Annotated in this window: 18 protein-coding genes; 3 read left to right on the top strand and 15 right to left on the bottom strand. The window is 44.8% G+C overall.

The window, feature by feature from the left end:
- Positions 1–55: 55 nt before the first annotated feature.
- Genes JZY04_RS15830 through mnmA form a run of 8 tightly spaced genes read right to left on the bottom strand, consistent with a single transcriptional unit; the run spans position 56 to position 7,758 of the window.
- Entirely contained in the window at positions 56–1,162 is a 1,107-nt protein-coding gene (locus JZY04_RS15830) for an Mrp/NBP35 family ATP-binding protein (RefSeq protein ID WP_032531438.1), read from the bottom strand.
- 8 nt (positions 1,163–1,170) lie between these two features.
- Positions 1,171–1,929, bottom strand: coding sequence for a tRNA (guanosine(46)-N7)-methyltransferase TrmB (trmB, locus tag JZY04_RS15825; protein WP_005782457.1), 759 nt, complete (start codon positions 1,927–1,929; stop codon positions 1,171–1,173).
- A 9-nt stretch (positions 1,930–1,938) separates the two neighbouring features.
- A complete protein-coding gene (locus JZY04_RS15820; protein WP_005782455.1) occupies positions 1,939–2,745 on the bottom strand; it encodes an MBL fold metallo-hydrolase in 807 nt (268 codons plus the stop codon).
- Between the two features lie 11 nt (positions 2,746–2,756).
- Positions 2,757–3,776: a branched-chain amino acid aminotransferase gene (locus JZY04_RS15815; RefSeq protein ID WP_005782453.1), complete on the bottom strand. Its 1,020-nt coding sequence runs from the start codon at positions 3,774–3,776 to the stop codon at positions 2,757–2,759.
- A 45-nt stretch (positions 3,777–3,821) separates the two neighbouring features.
- Positions 3,822–4,034 (bottom strand): exodeoxyribonuclease VII small subunit, encoded by a 213-nt coding sequence (gene xseB, locus JZY04_RS15810; protein WP_122143008.1) that lies wholly within the window; start codon positions 4,032–4,034, stop codon positions 3,822–3,824.
- Between the two features lie 8 nt (positions 4,035–4,042).
- A complete protein-coding gene (gene xseA, locus JZY04_RS15805) occupies positions 4,043–5,287 on the bottom strand; it encodes an exodeoxyribonuclease VII large subunit (protein WP_122142991.1) in 1,245 nt (414 codons plus the stop codon).
- A gap of 3 nt (positions 5,288–5,290) precedes the next feature.
- Complete coding sequence (locus tag JZY04_RS15800) at positions 5,291–6,646, bottom strand: S8 family serine peptidase (RefSeq protein ID WP_005811149.1); 1,356 nt, start codon at positions 6,644–6,646, stop codon at positions 5,291–5,293.
- Positions 6,647–6,669: 23 nt separating this feature from the next.
- Positions 6,670–7,758: a tRNA 2-thiouridine(34) synthase MnmA gene (mnmA, locus tag JZY04_RS15795; RefSeq protein WP_122143007.1), complete on the bottom strand. Its 1,089-nt coding sequence runs from the start codon at positions 7,756–7,758 to the stop codon at positions 6,670–6,672.
- 1,031 nt (positions 7,759–8,789) lie between these two features.
- Here mnmA and JZY04_RS15790 point away from each other — a divergent pair.
- A complete protein-coding gene (locus JZY04_RS15790; RefSeq protein ID WP_122142988.1) occupies positions 8,790–9,650 on the top strand; it encodes a hypothetical protein in 861 nt (286 codons plus the stop codon).
- A 72-nt stretch (positions 9,651–9,722) separates the two neighbouring features.
- Here JZY04_RS15790 and JZY04_RS15785 read toward each other — a convergent pair whose 3' ends face one another.
- Positions 9,723–10,568 carry a hypothetical protein gene (locus JZY04_RS15785; RefSeq protein WP_122142987.1) on the bottom strand — a complete coding sequence of 282 codons (846 nt, stop codon included), beginning with the start codon at positions 10,566–10,568 and terminating at the stop codon, positions 9,723–9,725.
- Between the two features lie 219 nt (positions 10,569–10,787).
- Here JZY04_RS15785 and JZY04_RS15780 point away from each other — a divergent pair, with 219 nt between their 5' ends.
- Positions 10,788–11,378, top strand: a complete 591-nt coding sequence (locus tag JZY04_RS15780; protein ID WP_122142986.1) for a hypothetical protein — start codon at positions 10,788–10,790, stop codon at positions 11,376–11,378.
- Positions 11,379–11,515: 137 nt separating this feature from the next.
- Here the strand turns inward: JZY04_RS15780 and ispF are convergent, their stop codons facing one another.
- The 3 genes from ispF to JZY04_RS15765 are packed head-to-tail and all read right to left on the bottom strand — an operon-like array spanning position 11,516 to position 13,315.
- The gene (gene ispF, locus JZY04_RS15775; protein WP_122142985.1) at positions 11,516–11,995 is read right to left on the bottom strand and encodes a 2-C-methyl-D-erythritol 2,4-cyclodiphosphate synthase; all 480 of its coding nucleotides are present in this window, start codon (positions 11,993–11,995) and stop codon (positions 11,516–11,518) included.
- Positions 11,996–12,034: 39 nt separating this feature from the next.
- Complete coding sequence (locus JZY04_RS15770) at positions 12,035–12,649, bottom strand: fumarylacetoacetate hydrolase family protein (RefSeq protein ID WP_005821969.1); 615 nt, start codon at positions 12,647–12,649, stop codon at positions 12,035–12,037.
- Between the two features lie 3 nt (positions 12,650–12,652).
- Positions 12,653–13,315, bottom strand: coding sequence for a redox-sensing transcriptional repressor Rex (locus JZY04_RS15765; RefSeq protein ID WP_005782443.1), 663 nt, complete (start codon positions 13,313–13,315; stop codon positions 12,653–12,655).
- A 176-nt stretch (positions 13,316–13,491) separates the two neighbouring features.
- Between JZY04_RS15765 and JZY04_RS15760 the strand changes: the two genes are divergently transcribed.
- The gene (locus JZY04_RS15760) at positions 13,492–13,842 is read left to right on the top strand and encodes a translation initiation factor (RefSeq protein ID WP_005782442.1); all 351 of its coding nucleotides are present in this window, start codon (positions 13,492–13,494) and stop codon (positions 13,840–13,842) included.
- Positions 13,843–13,978: 136 nt separating this feature from the next.
- On the opposite strand, the gene tsf is transcribed toward JZY04_RS15760, so the two are convergent.
- The 3 genes from tsf to rpsI all read right to left on the bottom strand — a co-directional run bounded on the left by tsf (position 13,979) and on the right by rpsI (position 16,434).
- Positions 13,979–14,971 (bottom strand): translation elongation factor Ts, encoded by a 993-nt coding sequence (gene tsf, locus JZY04_RS15755; protein WP_122142984.1) that lies wholly within the window; start codon positions 14,969–14,971, stop codon positions 13,979–13,981.
- A 122-nt stretch (positions 14,972–15,093) separates the two neighbouring features.
- Positions 15,094–15,930: a 30S ribosomal protein S2 gene (gene rpsB, locus JZY04_RS15750; protein WP_005782438.1), complete on the bottom strand. Its 837-nt coding sequence runs from the start codon at positions 15,928–15,930 to the stop codon at positions 15,094–15,096.
- A gap of 117 nt (positions 15,931–16,047) precedes the next feature.
- Entirely contained in the window at positions 16,048–16,434 is a 387-nt protein-coding gene (gene rpsI, locus JZY04_RS15745) for a 30S ribosomal protein S9 (protein WP_005782436.1), read from the bottom strand.
- Between the last annotated feature and the right edge of the window lies 1 nt (position 16,435).

The following is a 16,435-nucleotide window of genomic DNA, read 5'->3' as shown; positions in this document are numbered from 1 at the left end:
CGTTCTGTGCTACTCTGTACCCTCTGCGGTAAGTGTTTTGACACCCCCTTTATCGTTACTTATGTAACTCTACAATCTTTGTGGGAGCCATTTCCACATTCCGTTTGTCCACCTGTCGTACTACACTGGCAGCCAACGAAAGAAATGCACGGCCGGTAACCGTATTCTCATCCAAAGCAACAGGAGTACCGTTATCGCCGCCCTCGCAGATACTCTGTACAATCGGAATCTGTCCCAACAACGGAACATCCATCTCTTCAGCCAGCTTCTTGGCACCTTCTTTCCCGAAAAGATAATACTTGTTCTCCGGAAGTTCTGCCGGAGTGAACCAAGCCATATTTTCCACCAGACCAAGAATAGGAACATTCACCTTATCATTAGTGAACATGTTGATCCCTTTACGTGCATCGGCCAAAGCCACAGCCTGCGGAGTACTAACCACAACGGCACCGGTCAAGGCCAATGTCTGAACTACGGTCAGGTGAATGTCACTTGTTCCCGGTGGCAGATCGATCAGGAAATAGTCCAGATCTCCCCAGGCAGCATCTCCGATCAACTGCTTCAGCGCATTGCTCGCCATCCCCCCACGCCATAAAGTAGCTTGGTCAGGATCGACAAAGAAACCGATAGAAAGTAATTTTACGCCATACTTTTCAACAGGAATAATCATATCGCGTCCGTCTATTTTTTCAGCGTACGGACGGGCATCTTCTACCTGAAACATTTTCGGCATGGAAGGACCGAAAACGTCGGCATCCAGTAAACCGACTTTATAACCCAACTTAGCCAACGCTACAGCCAGATTGGCCGACACGGTAGATTTACCCACCCCTCCTTTACCGGAAGAGATACCTATGATATTCTTTACCCGGGGTAACAATTTACCGACTTCGGGACGTGCAGCCTGTACTGTTTTCACACTGATATTTCCTGCTATCTCCACGTCTTTGCTCACATGGGTAAGAATAGCTGTTTCAGCAGCCTTTATCACCGACTTCATAAACGGATCGGTCGGTTTTTCAAAAATCAGGGAGAATGAAACCTTCATTCCCTCTATACGAATGTTATCCTCCACCATACCGGCCTCCACAAGATTCTTTCCGGTTCCGGGATAACGCACTGTAGCCAGTGCATCGAGTATCAATTTAGGATAGATTGTCATAGTTTGTATTATTTAGATGTCTGCAATCCGCTCCGCTTGCTACGGTTATAGCTCCGGTACGAATCGAGTTCAATTTCAATATCCGGTTCTCTCAATTCTCCTTCCTGCGGTAACAGGAATTTGATGTATTTAATGCTTAAACCACGATCGAGCCATTGTTGTTCATAATAGGTCTTGATGCCCAGAATGTCATCAACGAGATCGGAGTGATAAAGATCTTCGGTGATAAACTCCACCGGCAGTTTGTTCTCCTCAATCATATATTTGGTATAAGTGAACATAAAGTTACTGTCTGTCTTCAGATGGATAATTCCGTTGGACACCAAAAACTTACGATAACGTTCCATAAAATAGGTAGAAGTCAGGCGTTTGGTCGCTTTCTTCATTTGCGGATCAGAGAAAGTCAGCCAGATCTCACTCACTTCGCCTTCCGCAAAAAAACGGTCGATGATCTCGATGTTGGTACGCAGAAAAGCAACGTTCTTCATACCTGCCTGAAGAGATTCGGTGGCTCCCGTCCACATGCGGGCTCCCTTAATGTCTACCGCAATAAAATTCTTATCAGGGAACATCCGTCCCAGTCCGACGGTATATTCGCCGCGCCCGCAACCCAACTCAAGTACAATCGGGTTATCGTTCTTAAAAAACTCTTTGTGCCATTTTCCCTTCATGTCAAAAGGCACATTGTCCACTGCCGAGTAAGGATACTCAAAAACATGCGGATAACTTGCCATATCGGCAAACTTCTCTAATTTATTTTTTCCCATTCAAAAAAGTTAAATCGTTTCTACCCAGCCGGTATAGTTATAAAACACCCGGTCGTTAAATTGCTGGCGGAACAACGCATATTTGTCAATGCCCGTACAATGGCAGACTCCCAGACGTTTGGGAAGCTTCATGCCCAGAAAAGCGGAAATCACATTGAACTTTTCTATGCCTGCATTATGGATATGAAAGCCTCCCATCACCAGTTTCAGTCCCAATCCCGGAAATGCAGTCTGCACGGCACGAATAATATTTGTAATCCCCCGGTGCGAACAGGCGCTCAGCACTGAAAGGGATTTTTCACTCTTCAATATCAATGCCAGTTCATCTTCAAAGGTATCGGGACGCATCTCGCCTCCTATCTCCACGAAGAAATGCTCAAAGTGCGTGTCGTTCCTGTCTACTATCCTGACATCCGGAAACGCAAATACACCCGGTACAATCTCCGTAGTTTCGTCGATCAGCCAAAAGCGGGACTTATCCAATGCTTCGGGATGCAACATTCCGTTTTCACGTTCATTCTTGAACTTCCTGCGGAACACTTCTTGTTTACATACCACCTTTGCCCTGCTGTTCATTTTCAGGAAAGTATGCAATCCACCTGTATGGTCACGATGTCCGTGGGACAATATTACAAATTCCACATCGGTCAGATCGACTCCCATCAAACGGGCATTCCGGATAAACAAATCCGAAGCACCGGTATCAAACAGCACCTTGTGTTCCCCCGCTTCAACAAGCAGGGAAAGCCCATGCTCTCCCTGTAATCCCTTACCGTAAACACTGTTTTCTGCGAGGGTTGTTATTTTGTAGTTCATTTATCGAACGTTTATTCTACAATGGTCACCCATCCGTGAGTGTCGGGCTCGTCACCGTACTGGATACCACGCAGCTTGTTGTAGAGTTTCTCACAAACAGGACCCGGCTTTCCGTCTTTCGAAATTACGTATGATTTACCATTCTCAAGGTCATCGATACGTTCGATCGGACTGATGACAGCAGCAGTACCGCAAGCTCCTGCTTCTTCGAAAGTGCTCAGTTCTTCTTCCGGTACAGGACGCCGCTCTACTTTCATGCCCATATCTTCTGCCAACTGCATCAGGCTCTTATTGGTGATGGAAGGAAGGATAGAAGTAGACTTCGGTGTGATGTATGTATTGTCTTTAATACCAAAGAAGTTGGCTGCTCCGCATTCATCAATGTATTTCTTTTCTTTGGCATCCAGGTAGAACTCACAGGAGTAGCCCAGATCGTGCGCTTTCTTGTTGGCACGCAGGCTGGCTGCATAGTTACCACCAACTTTGTAGATACCGGTTCCGTGGGGAGCGGCACGGTCGTACTCGCGGATAATGACATAAGGATTGGTAGAAAAACCACCTTTGAAATAAGGGCCTACCGGTGTGACAAACACGACAAACATGTATTCATCTGCCGGATGAACCCCTACCTGGGCACTGGTTCCGATAAGCAACGGGCGAATGTACAAGGACGCCCCACTCTCATAAGGCGGGATGAAGCGTTCGTTCAATTTCACTACTTTCAGAATAGCTTCCTTAAAACGTTCGGTCGGCAATTCTGCCATCATGATGCCCTGACAGGTGGATTGCAGACGTGCGGCATTCTCTTCCAGACGGAAAATACGTACCTTACCGTCTTTACCACGGAAAGCTTTCAAGCCCTCGAAGGCCTCCTGGCCATAGTGAAGACAAGTGGCAGCCATATGCAGATTCAGCACTTCGCTACTGCTTATCTCAAGTTCGCCCCATTTGCCGTTACGGAAATTGATTCTCACATTGTAATCTGTCTTCATATAGCCGAATGACAGATTGGCCCAGTCTATTTCTTTCATATCGTTAGTTATTAGTTATTTTCGATTGAGCAACAAAAATAACCTTTATTCTTCAGATAGCCTCCTTTCTTGCAGTAATTTTTCAATTTCCCGATCCGCCTTTGTCAGCTTTCCGGCGCAGAAAGCTATTATTTCATTGGCTTCTTTTATTTTTTCACTCAGTTCGTCAATCTCCAGTTCGTTACTGTCAATCTGGCGAACGATCTTTTCCAGACGTTCCATGGCCTGTGAATAGGTTTCTTTTTTCTTTACTGGCATATTTATCATTATAAAGGAATACTTTCTACTTTCGATTTCACTTCACCTTCGTAAAGACGGGTAATCAACTCGTCTCCCGGTCGCAGACAGGCAGCATTCTTCACCGCCTTCCCCTCTTTCAGCGTTATGCTGTATCCCCGTTTCAGTAGTTTTTGTGGTGAAGCATCCGCAATGCGGTTTTGTAAAAGTTCCAACCGATGATGCTGACGGGCCAATAAGGTCTCAGCAGCATGAGAGAGGTTGCTCTTTGCCATTTGCAACTTTATCCGCGATTCCGAAAGCTTGCGCATCACTTGTGAAGGAATGCGCGACTGTAACAGTGAAAGTCTCTTTCGCTCTTGCTCCAGACGGTGATAGATGCGGGCATGCAATTCTCCGGCCAACTCTTCAAGCCGATCCGCGGCCTCTTCCATCCGGTTGATTAACAATTCGGCCGCAGCTGTCGGAGTTTTCACCCGGGTATGTGCTACGGAATCGAGCACGGTATCGTCTCGTTCGTGCCCGATTCCCGTTATAACAGGCAGCGGAAACTGGGCACAGGCAGCGGCCAGCAGGTAGGTGTCGAATCCGGAAAGGTCGGAAGTTGCCCCTCCACCACGAATAATGACAACTACGTCGAACTCTTCCATCCGGGCATTTACTGCATCGAGAGCGGCCAATACGGACTCTTCCACCTGATTGCCCTGCATCAGAGCGGGGAAAAGTTCCGTATTGAAGTAAAATCCACGGGAGTTGTGCTGCAATTGATGGCAGAAGTCACCATACCCCGCAGCCGTAGCCGAAGAGATGACCGCAATGCGTTGCGGCAGCAAAGGCATTTCCAGTTCTTTGTTCAGCGTCAACACTCCTTCTTCTGCAAGTTGCCTGAGTATTTCCCGGCGCCGGCGTGCCATATCCCCCAATGTATAGGTAGGATCGATGTCCTGCACAGTCAGACTGTAACCGTACAATTCATGGAAAGCAACGGTCACTTTAACCAGCACCTTAATGCCGGAAATAAACGACTGCCCGGTGGCTTCTTCGAAATAGGGCTTCAGCAGCCGGTAGATATTGGCCCAAATCGTTCCCCTCGCTTTGGCTATCAGATTATTGCTGCGGGGATCTTTCTGGACAAACTCCAGATAGCAATGTCCCGTACTGTTTGTACGGACATCGCTCAACTCCGCCTGTACCCAGTATTCATCGGGCAGGCACTGTTCCAGGCTCCGCCGGACCAAAGCATTCAGTTCGTGAAGAGAAAGGGTGTCTTGCATACTTTATTTTTTCTTAGAAGCAGATTGATAGGCCTTCCACAGATCGGGCACTCCGTATCCATAGATGTTATCGGGGAAATCCACCCGGTCGCCGGATTGACGCACCAGTTCGATGATTTCCTTAGCAGTCAGTTGCGGACAAGCTTGCCACAGGCAAGCCACCATGCCGCACAGGATCGGTGAAGCAAACGAAGTGCCGCTCGCTTTACGCAAATTACCGTTTGTCCCCATCACATCCGAGTTCAGTCCCACGGCAACCACATCGGGTTTCACGCGATTATCGGCTGTGTTGCCGATAGAAGAAAACGAAGCCAACACACCTCTACGGTCGATAGCACCTACCGTCAGCACATTCTCCGCATCACCCGGTGCCGTGATCTTCTTCCAAGAGGAGGCGCCCGAGTTACCAGCACTGCATACCAGTACGATTCCTTTATCTGCCATTTTCGACGCCTGGCGGGACATCAGTGCATGGTGCCCGTCCAGGTCACGATATTTATAGTTCTTGGTAGAATCATCGAACGTGAAATATCCCAGCGAAGTATTCACCACATCCACTCCCACACTATCGGCAAACTCTACGGCCGCCGCCCAATAGTCTTGCTCTACCAGGTGTTCGGACGCTTCATCTTCACTGCGAAGCAGCCAGTAGGAAGCTTCGGGAGCCGTACCCACCATCACGTAAGGTTCGTTCATTGCCATGCAAGACAAAACGGCCATCCCATGCGAGCCTTTGGCATAGATATCGCTTCCCGGTTCGACAAAGTCCTTTGTACCCAGGATACGGATATTCTTCATCGCATCAATCTTGTCTACGTTATGGTATCCGGCATCGATCACGGCGATGGTCATGCCTTGCCCCTTGAATCCGGCTTCATGCAGTTTCTCGCCATTGCTGGTCTCTATTTGCCGGAAAGCGGGACCATAATAGGCTTCGCTCCTGGCCGGACTGTTCACCAGAGAGTCGCGTTTATCTTCCGCAGCAGGTTTCGACGGGGCAACCCACACCTTCTCCGTGGCGCGCACAAAAGGCAGCGCAGCTATTTCGCTTATCACAGTACTGTCGTTGCAAGATACGGTGACGAAATTATCCCATTTTCCGGTGACTACGATTTTCACTCCCTTGTCGCGGATGGCATCCACATACTGACGGCATACCGGCAAATCAGTCGAATCGATGGGCAGCTGTTGACGTTGGCGGCGGGCAATCGCCTTTTCTGACAGAAACTTCTCGGGATGCTTCAGTGAGTAGGTTGTGGCAGCCTTATCTTTCAGGCTGATGCGATACTTCAACGTATCCTGTTGTGCCGATGCCTCCAAGGCTACGAAGGCTAAGGCAATAAGTGCTAATTTTTTCATTTCGTATTTTTATTTTTCCGTATTTATTCCCAGTTTTTGTTTTGTTCTATCACCAATCCGATGCCGCGTTGCGAAGCGATAAATGCTCCACCTATCACTCGCCGTCCGTCATAGAACACGGCCGACTGTCCCGGAGCAATCGCCGAGGCTTCTGCGAGAAAACGAACCAAAAGGCGTCCGTCTTCAAGCCTTTTCACCCGGCAAGGAATCGGACGGCTACGGTAACGGATACGTACTGCGAGTTCCGGGCACGAAAACAGTTCGTCCTCATCCACAATATTATCTTGTTCCGCCACCATATATCCGGCTTTCAACTGTTCGGCATCCCCCAGCATGACAGTGTTCTTCTGCGGATTAATTTTCAAGACATAAGCCGGTTTGCCCAGTGCGATCTCGAGTCCTTTACGCTGGCCGATGGTATAATAAGGAAAACCCCTATGTTGCCCCAGCTTCACGCCTTCGGAACTGACAAACCATCCCGGGCCGATCTCCGCATCAAGTTCCGGGCACTGTTCACGAAGAAAGTCCCGATAATCACCTTTAATGAAGCAGACTTCCATGCTTTCCCCCTCTTTCGACTTGGCTTCGTAACCTTTCTCACGCAGATAGTCGCGCACAGTCTGCTTGGTGTAGTTGCCCAAAGGAAAGATACAGCGTCGCAGGACGTCCTGCCCCAATCGCCAGAGGAAATAGGACTGGTCTTTCTTTTCATCATCACCGGCAACAATATAGATGTACCCGTTCCGTTCTTCCAACCGGGAATAATGTCCGGTGGCTATCCAATCGCAGCCCAGTTTGTCAGCCCATTCTATCAACATGCGGAACTTAAATAACGGATTGCACATCACGCAAGGGTTCGGCGTACGTCCCTGCCGGTACTCGCCTATAAAGTTTTTGACAATAGTATCTTTAAAAGGAACACGTTCGTCGGCCACATAATGTTCTATCCCCATACGTACTGCCAACTCTCTGGCATCCTGCGGTTCATCGCCCCAGACACGCATGGTGACACCTACTATCTCGTATCCCTGCTCTTGCAGCATCAGGCAAGTGGCGGTACTGTCTATTCCCCCGCTCATGCCGACAAGAACACGTTTATTGGATTCTTTCATATTCATTCTCTTTTTACGAAGAATGCAAATGTACGAGATTCCCGGCAGAATACAATCAATTGGACAAGTTAGTATACAAACTTTAAAACTAAAGGATGTATGATCGATGCGATACCATGAGGGTGTGTCGAAACTTCTTTCACCACGGAGTAACACAGAGTATCACAGAGTCTTTTTATTGATAATCAACAACCTAAAATCGTCTTTGTGTTACTCTGTGTACTCTGTGGTGAGTTTTGACACAGTCCCCTTTTGTCTGTTTGTCAAATTGATAACAGAACCTCTCCACGTTTCAGTTTTTCGAAGCTCCGGCAAGGTTCATGGAGAAAAACGGCTTATTTCCGGTTAGGAGATTATCCTTTTAGCAGGGAATCAGGAAAGAGATAAGCCGTGAGACAGAAAAAGAAACAAAACCAGAACATAGGGACAGTGTAACAAGAGATACAGGTTCTTTTTATTACTTCAGCAAGCTCTCTTTTCCACTGACAACCAGAGAAGATTCAAACACTTCGGAGGCCAGATTCCGGCACAATAGGAGTTATTAGGAAAAACATATAGAGATATTTGGAAAACATATAAGCATTTTCGGAAAATGTAACCGTCTTTTGGAAGAAATGCTTCCTTCTTTTTCGGAAAACCAACCGTCTTTTACCCCCAAACCCCGGCTCTAATCTTTCAAAACCCCGGCTTTCCGTCATCAAAAGCACCGTTCTTCCGCCCCGTCCCCCCCCAGTTTGCAGTTCCGGAAGGAAAGGGCTGTTAGCAAAAACTATATTATCATTACTTTTTGCACACAAAACAGGCTAAGATGTATCAAAATCACAATTTCATTTAATCAGCGCAGACAATGGTTCTCTTCTCCGTCATTTCCATCTGTCATTGCCGGGAAGCTCTAAAATGTTATTACATTATCTTCACTCTTTCCGCAATAATAAAAGAGATACAAGAAATACGAAGAATAAAAAAAACAGCTAAAACCATTTGCTTTCTTCAAAAAGAATCTGTATATTTGAGTAATAAGAAACTCAGATATGGCAAACCCAAAACTACCGGGAATACCCGAAGCTGAACAAGCTCTGTTGTATGCCAAACTGAATGAATACAACCGAGGTCGCATGTCCTACAAAGAGGCAGGAGCCTACTTTGTGGTTCTGCCGAGACCGGGACATCCCACCTATTCGGTTTGGGTTTACTCTCCCTCACTTGAAAAGAGCAGACTTCTGTTTATCCACGAGCTTTCCGCCGACATCAACGAATCATTACGGATGGCAAGTACGCTGTTTTTCTTCTCCAGACGCTGTCTGCTGATCGTGGAATACAATGAAAAAAGAATGCAAAACAATGGAGACGACATTATATCGTTCGGCAGATATCACGGACATTATTTACACGAAATCCTGAAAATCGATCCGGCTTACCTGAGTTGGATAGCCTACAAATACACTCCCAGAATCCCGAAACAGGAGCGTTTTGTTGCAATCGCACAAGTATACCACTCGGTGCATCTGGACATCATGCAACGAAAAGCACGCCAAAAGCGCGAAACCAGCCGCTTTCTGGGTAACGAAGGGGAAAAGTTAGAGAGTCTGAATCTCAAAGTAGTGAAGGTACGGCTTGAAGATGATCCATATAAAACAAGAGTCTTGGGAAGCGTCGTTCAGTTCTTTGTACGGCAGATAGTGACACTGACCGACCCATCGGGAAATCTGGTGATCATGAAGATTTCCTCAAAGACACCCAGTCCTGTATCTTGTCAGCTCCCGGCCCTGGAACATGAGTTCCGCCCGGGTGAAATAGTCCACATCGCCTCGGCAAGGGTAGCGCGCACTTACGAAAGTTATGGCTCAAAGTATACACGTTTGAGCCATGTGAAGTTTCTTATCAAAACCTAAGTTTATCCCCAAAAGGTAAGCATCGAGATTAGAAAAAGATCTTCTCAAATTTACTAATTGCATATTGGAACCTTACATCATTCCAGTATAACGATCCACTTTTATACAACATATCCTATTATTCCAATTACCTGCAATTCCAGACCAATTGAGATTCCTCAAATCTGACATGGCAATTGAACCATAACTGATCCCTCTCGTTGCATCAGCAGATAACTCTGAACATAAATTAATATATTGACCGGTAGTAAGGACTAATGTTATACCTTTACCCTGGCAACCCATCCTTTCATAAAATGTAAAAATGCCACCAAAACCAATAGTATGCACTATCATAGATGATATCTGACCGCCAAAATTCCAAACTTTACTAAGTTCGTCGTAGTCACTGTCACTTCTACTACGCTGCAAACTAAACAAACCTCCCAAATAATATGGATCTTCATACAAATAAATTTCCACTTCATCATTCTCTGGATCTATAGGAGCAAGTTGTGGTATATTATCAGTAGGAAACCATCTTTCAGAAAGCGATGTCGACAATAATTCTTTTTCATATTCAGACATTATCCTCTCTTTATTTAAATTAAAATCATTTTCATCATCAAAATATTCAATGACTCCATCCCCATGAATAAATGTCCTAAGATTAGGCCGGGTTTCATTCAAATTATCTATCAGGTCTTTCACTTCAGAATTCTGATATAAATAAGTTGAGTCATTAATAATCGTATATAAAGTTTCATAGACCTTACCATGATATACAATCTTCAAATTATCAGAACTACCACGAGTAGAAATTTGTTGAACACCTGTCGCATCATCAGGAATACTAATAAAACCATCCACATCATTAGCACAAGATACCACAACTAAACCAGCAATTACAACACTGGCGATTTTTTTTAATGCTTTCATAAACTTTTTTTTGCAAAGATAGAAATAATACTAAGCAAAACAATTTCCCTAATATACACTACATTGATTAATTCTTTAACATCTGATAATCAATAGATGCCCTCATCTTTCTCCCGATAAAAAATATCACATTTTTATAGTGTTATTATAATATTTACGTATATTTGTAATCAAACAAAAGTATCATATACATAAACAAGAATACCAAACTTATTAATTATGAAAAAGCTATTATTAACTACTCTGTTGATCTTCGGAACAGCCATCGTTCACGGACAGGACAAAATGCAATTTTCAATAATAGGAGGATATGAACACTTCAAAAAAGAAAATCCACACAACCAAACTGCTGGATATGGTTTAGGTTGCGAGTTCAAGTATTATTTCCATAACAGACTCTATGCTCTGGCCAATTTTCATGCAGGTATTTATAATGAATTCACACCTCGAACAGCCATGGCAGAAGTAGGCGAAGTGGACTTCTCAATGCACTGGAGAACTCGCGAATATAAAGGTGGAGCCGGAATGGGAATCGATTTACTAAAGACACAGAGACATAAGATATACACGCAAGCCACATTTGGATTAGCCAAACTCAAACAGTCTGTTCCGGTTATTCACAGTTATAGACCAACAGTGGAAATGGGAACTAAAAATAATTATTTACTCCGATACGCCACCTCCATTTCAGTAGGATATGATTATCGGGTTAGTAAATCTTTCAGTGTAGGCCTCAATTATACAGGTTGGTGGGTAGCAGATGTCGCATACAGGAACACCCTAAATGCCAAAATTGGCTATATTTTTTAGAAATATTTCTAAGTATAACCTAATCGGCTAACAGTACAGTCCCCCTATTTCTTATAAAATCAACAAAAGTATCTGACCGGTATCCCCAAATACAGTAAACTACATCATGCAAATCCGCCTTTTGCCATAAAACATAATCACATGCGATTGATCAGTACGGTTGCATAAGCGGAGATGCCTTCTTCCCGCCCGGTAAAACCGAGCTTCTCGGTAGTAGTGGCTTTAATCGAGATATCATCCGCATCAATGCCCATCACTTCGGCAAGCACCTGCTGCATAGAAGGGATATGGGCTTTTAGTTTAGGACGCTCCGCACAGATCGTTGCGTCGATATTACCTATTTGGTACCCCTTGGTGGCGATCAGTTCCACTGTTTTCTTCAATAAAATCTTGCTGTCTATATTCTTATACTCACCGGCATTGTCGGGGAAGTGATAGCCGATATCGCGCATATTGGCAGCACCCAGCAAGGCATCGCAAATAGCATGTACCAGTACATCGGCATCCGAGTGTCCTAACAACCCTTTTTCATGTTCCAAAAGAATGCCCCCCAACCAAAGTTCACGCCCTTCTACCAGTTGGTGGACGTCGAAACCAAAACCTACTTTTATTTTCATAAGAGTTATTTTTATAGATGAATAAAGGAATTCCCGGATTTACCGGATATAGAAATCGAGTAACTTCTCTGCTTCAAGATACCCCTCCAAGTGCTGGCCGATACTGACCGGACCCACTCCCACAGGAGTCCCGGTAAAGAGCAAATCGCCGATTTTCAGAGTCACAAAACGACTGACATAAGCAATAATATCATCTATCTTAAACAGCATATCAGCCGTATACCCTTGCTGTACGGTGTTTCCGTCTATATCCAGATGAAAACGGAGATTCTGCACATCGGCAAAGCGTTCTACCGGTACAAATGTACCAATCGCAGCGGAACTATCAAAGCCTTTGCACAACTCCCAAGGATTGCCGGCTGCACGGAACTGACGCTGCAAATCCCTCGCAGTGAAGTCGATACCGACCGTTAGTGCATCGTAATAACGATGAGCGAAGCGCGGAGCAATATTCTTCCCCAAGCGGTTGATACGTACCACCAGCTCGGTTTCATAATGCACTTCATTTGAGAAATCGGGAATAAAGAAAGGCTTCCCGTCTTTGAGGATAGCCGAATCGGGTTTCATGAAAATTACCGGCTCTTTATTCTCCAACGTATGTCCCAGCTCTTCGTTGTGCCGGGCATAATTCATTCCAACAGCTATAATCTTCATGATCTATTCTGTTTCATTAAAGTTCAAACGGTTAAACATGACAGCAAGGTGGGCATAAAGTGACGTATTCTGCACCACAATATCTTCCGGGACGCGAATACGGAAGGGAGTAAAATTCCAGACGGCTTTAATACCACCGGCTACCATCGTATCCGTAATGCATTGGGCAATCTCGATGGGCACAGTCAGCACACCGATGTGTACACCATACTCTTTCATCTTCTCCTGAAAATCATCGGAATGGAAAATCGGAATGCCATTTAGCGTAGTACCTACCAATGTCGGGTTCACATCAAAAGCTGCCACAATCTCCAGACCGAAATGGCTAAGACCGGAGTCACGTAGCAACGCTCCTCCCAGACTACCCACACCGAAAAGGAAAGCCTTGTGCATATTCGTAAAGCCAAGAAAATCTTCCAGAACAGCAATCAGCGCATCTACCTCATAACCCACACGAGTACGGCCGGAAATATTAACATACGACAAATCTTTCGCAATCTGTGAAGCATCGATGTTTATTTCTTTAGATATCTGAGTGGAAGAGACATAGCGTTCGCCTTTCTGCTTCAGCAACTTTACATTCGAAAGATACCAAGGCAACCTACGTAAAGTAGGCTCCGGAACCTTTGTACTGTCTTTATGCTGTATCTGATTATTCATAGTCACTTCATTCTGCTTTTACATTAGCGATTGACAAAATTACACTATTTTTTCCGAAATGCCATAAGGATGTCATAGAAGCTTAACATAATTTCTACATACAAAAACGCCCGGGGACACTTAAGAGTTTGCAAGGTTCGGAACAATATATTATTTTTGAGCTTAATTAATAGACTGGAAAAATGAAGAACAGCGATTGGAAAGACCGGCTGAACGTGGTTTACTCCACTAACCCGGATTATAATTACGAAATGGATGATGACGAAGAGCAAGTAACCCTGGAACCGCCACAACAGAACTTACGGGTACAGTTGGACCGGAAGAACCGGGGCGGTAAAGTCGTGACCCTGATTACCGGCTTTGTCGGCACCGAGAACGACCTGAAAGATTTGGGAAAACTCCTCAAGACGAAATGCGGAGTAGGCGGATCGGCAAAAGACGGAGAGATGATCATACAGGGAGACTTCAAACAAAAAATAGTAGAACTGCTGAAGAAAGAAGGGTATACGAAAACAAAAGCAGTAGGAGGATAAATCCATTCACTTTATGCACAAAAGCACTGTCCCGGATTCTGTATAAACAGAGAACCGCAACATTATGGACAGCCACAAAAAAACGGCCGCTACAGAGTTTCTGTGCGGCCGTTTCTATATACTTGATTCCTTGAGATTATTCAGCTCTCAAAGTGAAACGTTTGAAGTCAACGACCTTCAATTCAGGATCAGCTTCTTTCAACACTTCTCTTACTGTCTTCTTGGCATCCATGATATCTTCCTGGTTCAGCAAGCAAACTTCCTTTAAGAACTTGCCCAAACGTCCTTTAGCAATGTTCTGAATCATTTGTTCAGGCATATTTGCAGCCTTTTCAGCAGAAACAGCAGCAATAATTTCTTTTGCCTTCGCAACATCTTCGGCTGTAATCCAGCCTTTAGCCATATTGCTTTCCATGTGGTCTTCGCTGTCCACATGAGCCGGATTGATATTGGCTTTCTTCAGAGCAGCTTCTACAGCCTTCTGTACCTGTTCAACTTTTGTCTTCTCAATGGCAACTTCGATTTCCTTCTGCTTCACTTCTTCAGAAACACCATCCTCGTCAACTGCAATCGGATTCATAGCGGCAACCTGCATAGCCACTTGCTTAGCCAGCTGTTCGTCAACATTCTTATTGAAAGCAACCATAGTGCAAAGGCCGTTTCTGTTCATATGGTTGTAAGCAGAAATTGTAGCACCTTCCAAAACCATGTAGCCATCCAATTCCATCTTTTCACCGGTAATACCGCTTCTGTCTGTTACAGCCTGAGCAACAGTAGCGTCACCCATCGGAAGAGCCAAAACTTCTTCCAGAGTTTTGCACTTGTTAGCTACAGCAGCGTCCAGAATATCCTGAGTAAGTTTCACGAAATCAGCATTCTGAGCAACGAAGTCGGTTTCGCACTTCAAAGCGATGATAGCACCAAAGCCATTTTCAACTTTTACCAGAACACAACCTTCAGAAGCTTCACGGTCAGAACGTTTTGCAGCAACTGCCTGTCCTTTTTCGCGAATAATCTTCATTGCTTTGTCGAAATCGCCCTCAGCTTCAGTCAACGCGTTCTTGCAGTCCATCATACCAGCACCGGTCATTTTACGGAGCTTGGTTATATCAGCCATTGTTACAGCCATAATATCTTTTATATTTTAAAATGAATAATCGTTTGAATAAACAAAATGTGCCAATCTGCCAATCAAAATGCCAACACCCTTACAGGTGCACCGGCACATTAGCAAATTGGCACATTATTATATTAAGCCTCTTCGTCTTCCTTCAGGAAAGCAGCAGCTTTAGCTGCATTAATTGCTTCTTCGTCAGATTTATCGAGTCTTGCCTTAGCTGATTTCTTCTTGCCTTTGTTAGCAGGAGCTTCACCGGCAGCTTCCATATCGATCTTCTCAGCTTTTCTTTCTTCCAGACCTTCGATCATTGCAGCGCAGCAAGCATCGAGGATAACTTCTACTGATTTAGTAGCGTCATCATTTGCCGGAATAACGAAGTCGATATTTGTAGGATCTGAGTTAGTATCAACGATACCAAATACAGGAATACCCAAACGGTTAGCTTCGCGAACAGCGATATTTTCTTTCATTACATCGATAACGAACAGCGCAGACGGCAGACGAGTCAGGTCAGCGATAGAACCCAAAGTCTTGTCCAACTTAGCACGCTGACGAGAAATCTGAAGAACTTCTCTCTTAGACAAGTTTGAGTAAGTACCATCAGCTGTCAGCTTGTCAATTGTAGTCATCTTCTTCACTGCCTTACGGATAGTAGGGAAGTTAGTCAACATACCACCCGGCCAACGTTCGATAACATAAGGCATGTTTACAGATGCAGCTTTTTCAGCAACCACCTGTTTAGCTTGTTTTTTAGTAGCAACAAAAAGGACTTTCTTGCCTGATTTTGCAATCTGTTTCAAAGCTTCTGCAGCTTCGTCAACTTTTGCAACAGTTTTGTGGAGGTCAATGATATGGATACCATTGCGTTCCATGAAAATATAAGGAGCCATTGCAGGGTTCCACTTTCTTTTAAGGTGTCCGAAGTGGCAACCGGCTTCCAGTAATGTATCAAAATTTGTTCTTGACATCTTGTTTTTTCTTTAAATCGTTTACTTTCTTTTTTGTTTTTTCTAAACCAACCGCCGGGTAGCCTGTTTAAGAGTCCCGGTAGTTTAGATACTAAACATATTCCGTCAGACAGCCCATTAACGCTTGCTGAACTGGAATCTTCTACGAGCTTTCGGCTGACCCGGTTTCTTACGTTCAACAGAACGCGGATCACGTGTCATGAAGCCTTCCGAACGAAGAGCTGACTTATCTTCAGCGTTGATCTTAACCAGTGCACGGGCAATAGCTAAACGCAAAGCCTGAGACTGACCAGTGAAACCACCACCACACAGATTAACCTTAATGTCATACTTCTCAGCAACACCAAGTTTGTTCAATGGTTGTTTAACAACATACTGAAGAATAGTTGATGGAAAGTACTCTGCAAGGTCTCTCTTGTTAATAGTAATCTTTCCTGTACCTTCGCTTACGAATACGCGTGCAATCGCACGTTTACGTCTGCCTAATGCATTTACTACTTCCATT

Origin of the sequence: Bacteroides sp. 11BF (genome assembly GCF_019633765.1) — a bacterium.
GTDB classification, from domain to species: Bacteria; Bacteroidota; Bacteroidia; order Bacteroidales; family Bacteroidaceae; genus Bacteroides; species Bacteroides hominis.
Note: the sequence above shows the minus strand (reverse complement) of the source record. Positions and strands in the feature narration are given on the sequence as shown.

Coding starts and splice junctions, on each gene's coding strand:
- JZY04_RS15830 (WP_032531438.1), bottom strand. CDS start 1,162: ATGACAATCTATCCTAAATTGATACTCGATGCACTGGCTACAGTGCGT.
- trmB (WP_005782457.1), bottom strand. CDS start 1,929: ATGGGAAAAAATAAATTAGAGAAGTTTGCCGATATGGCAAGTTATCCG.
- JZY04_RS15820 (WP_005782455.1), bottom strand. CDS start 2,745: ATGAACTACAAAATAACAACCCTCGCAGAAAACAGTGTTTACGGTAAG.
- JZY04_RS15815 (WP_005782453.1), bottom strand. CDS start 3,776: ATGAAAGAAATAGACTGGGCCAATCTGTCATTCGGCTATATGAAGACA.
- xseB (WP_122143008.1), bottom strand. CDS start 4,034: ATGCCAGTAAAGAAAAAAGAAACCTATTCACAGGCCATGGAACGTCTG.
- xseA (WP_122142991.1), bottom strand. CDS start 5,287: ATGCAAGACACCCTTTCTCTTCACGAACTGAATGCTTTGGTCCGGCGG.
- JZY04_RS15800 (WP_005811149.1), bottom strand. CDS start 6,646: ATGAAAAAATTAGCACTTATTGCCTTAGCCTTCGTAGCCTTGGAGGCA.
- mnmA (WP_122143007.1), bottom strand. CDS start 7,758: ATGAAAGAATCCAATAAACGTGTTCTTGTCGGCATGAGCGGGGGAATA.
- JZY04_RS15790 (WP_122142988.1), top strand. CDS start 8,790: ATGGCAAACCCAAAACTACCGGGAATACCCGAAGCTGAACAAGCTCTG.
- JZY04_RS15785 (WP_122142987.1), bottom strand. CDS start 10,568: ATGAAAGCATTAAAAAAAATCGCCAGTGTTGTAATTGCTGGTTTAGTT.
- JZY04_RS15780 (WP_122142986.1), top strand. CDS start 10,788: ATGAAAAAGCTATTATTAACTACTCTGTTGATCTTCGGAACAGCCATC.
- ispF (WP_122142985.1), bottom strand. CDS start 11,995: ATGAAAATAAAAGTAGGTTTTGGTTTCGACGTCCACCAACTGGTAGAA.
- JZY04_RS15770 (WP_005821969.1), bottom strand. CDS start 12,649: ATGAAGATTATAGCTGTTGGAATGAATTATGCCCGGCACAACGAAGAG.
- JZY04_RS15760 (WP_005782442.1), top strand. CDS start 13,492: ATGAAGAACAGCGATTGGAAAGACCGGCTGAACGTGGTTTACTCCACT.
- tsf (WP_122142984.1), bottom strand. CDS start 14,971: ATGGCTGTAACAATGGCTGATATAACCAAGCTCCGTAAAATGACCGGT.
- rpsB (WP_005782438.1), bottom strand. CDS start 15,930: ATGTCAAGAACAAATTTTGATACATTACTGGAAGCCGGTTGCCACTTC.
- rpsI (WP_005782436.1), bottom strand. CDS start 16,434: ATGGAAGTAGTAAATGCATTAGGCAGACGTAAACGTGCGATTGCACGC.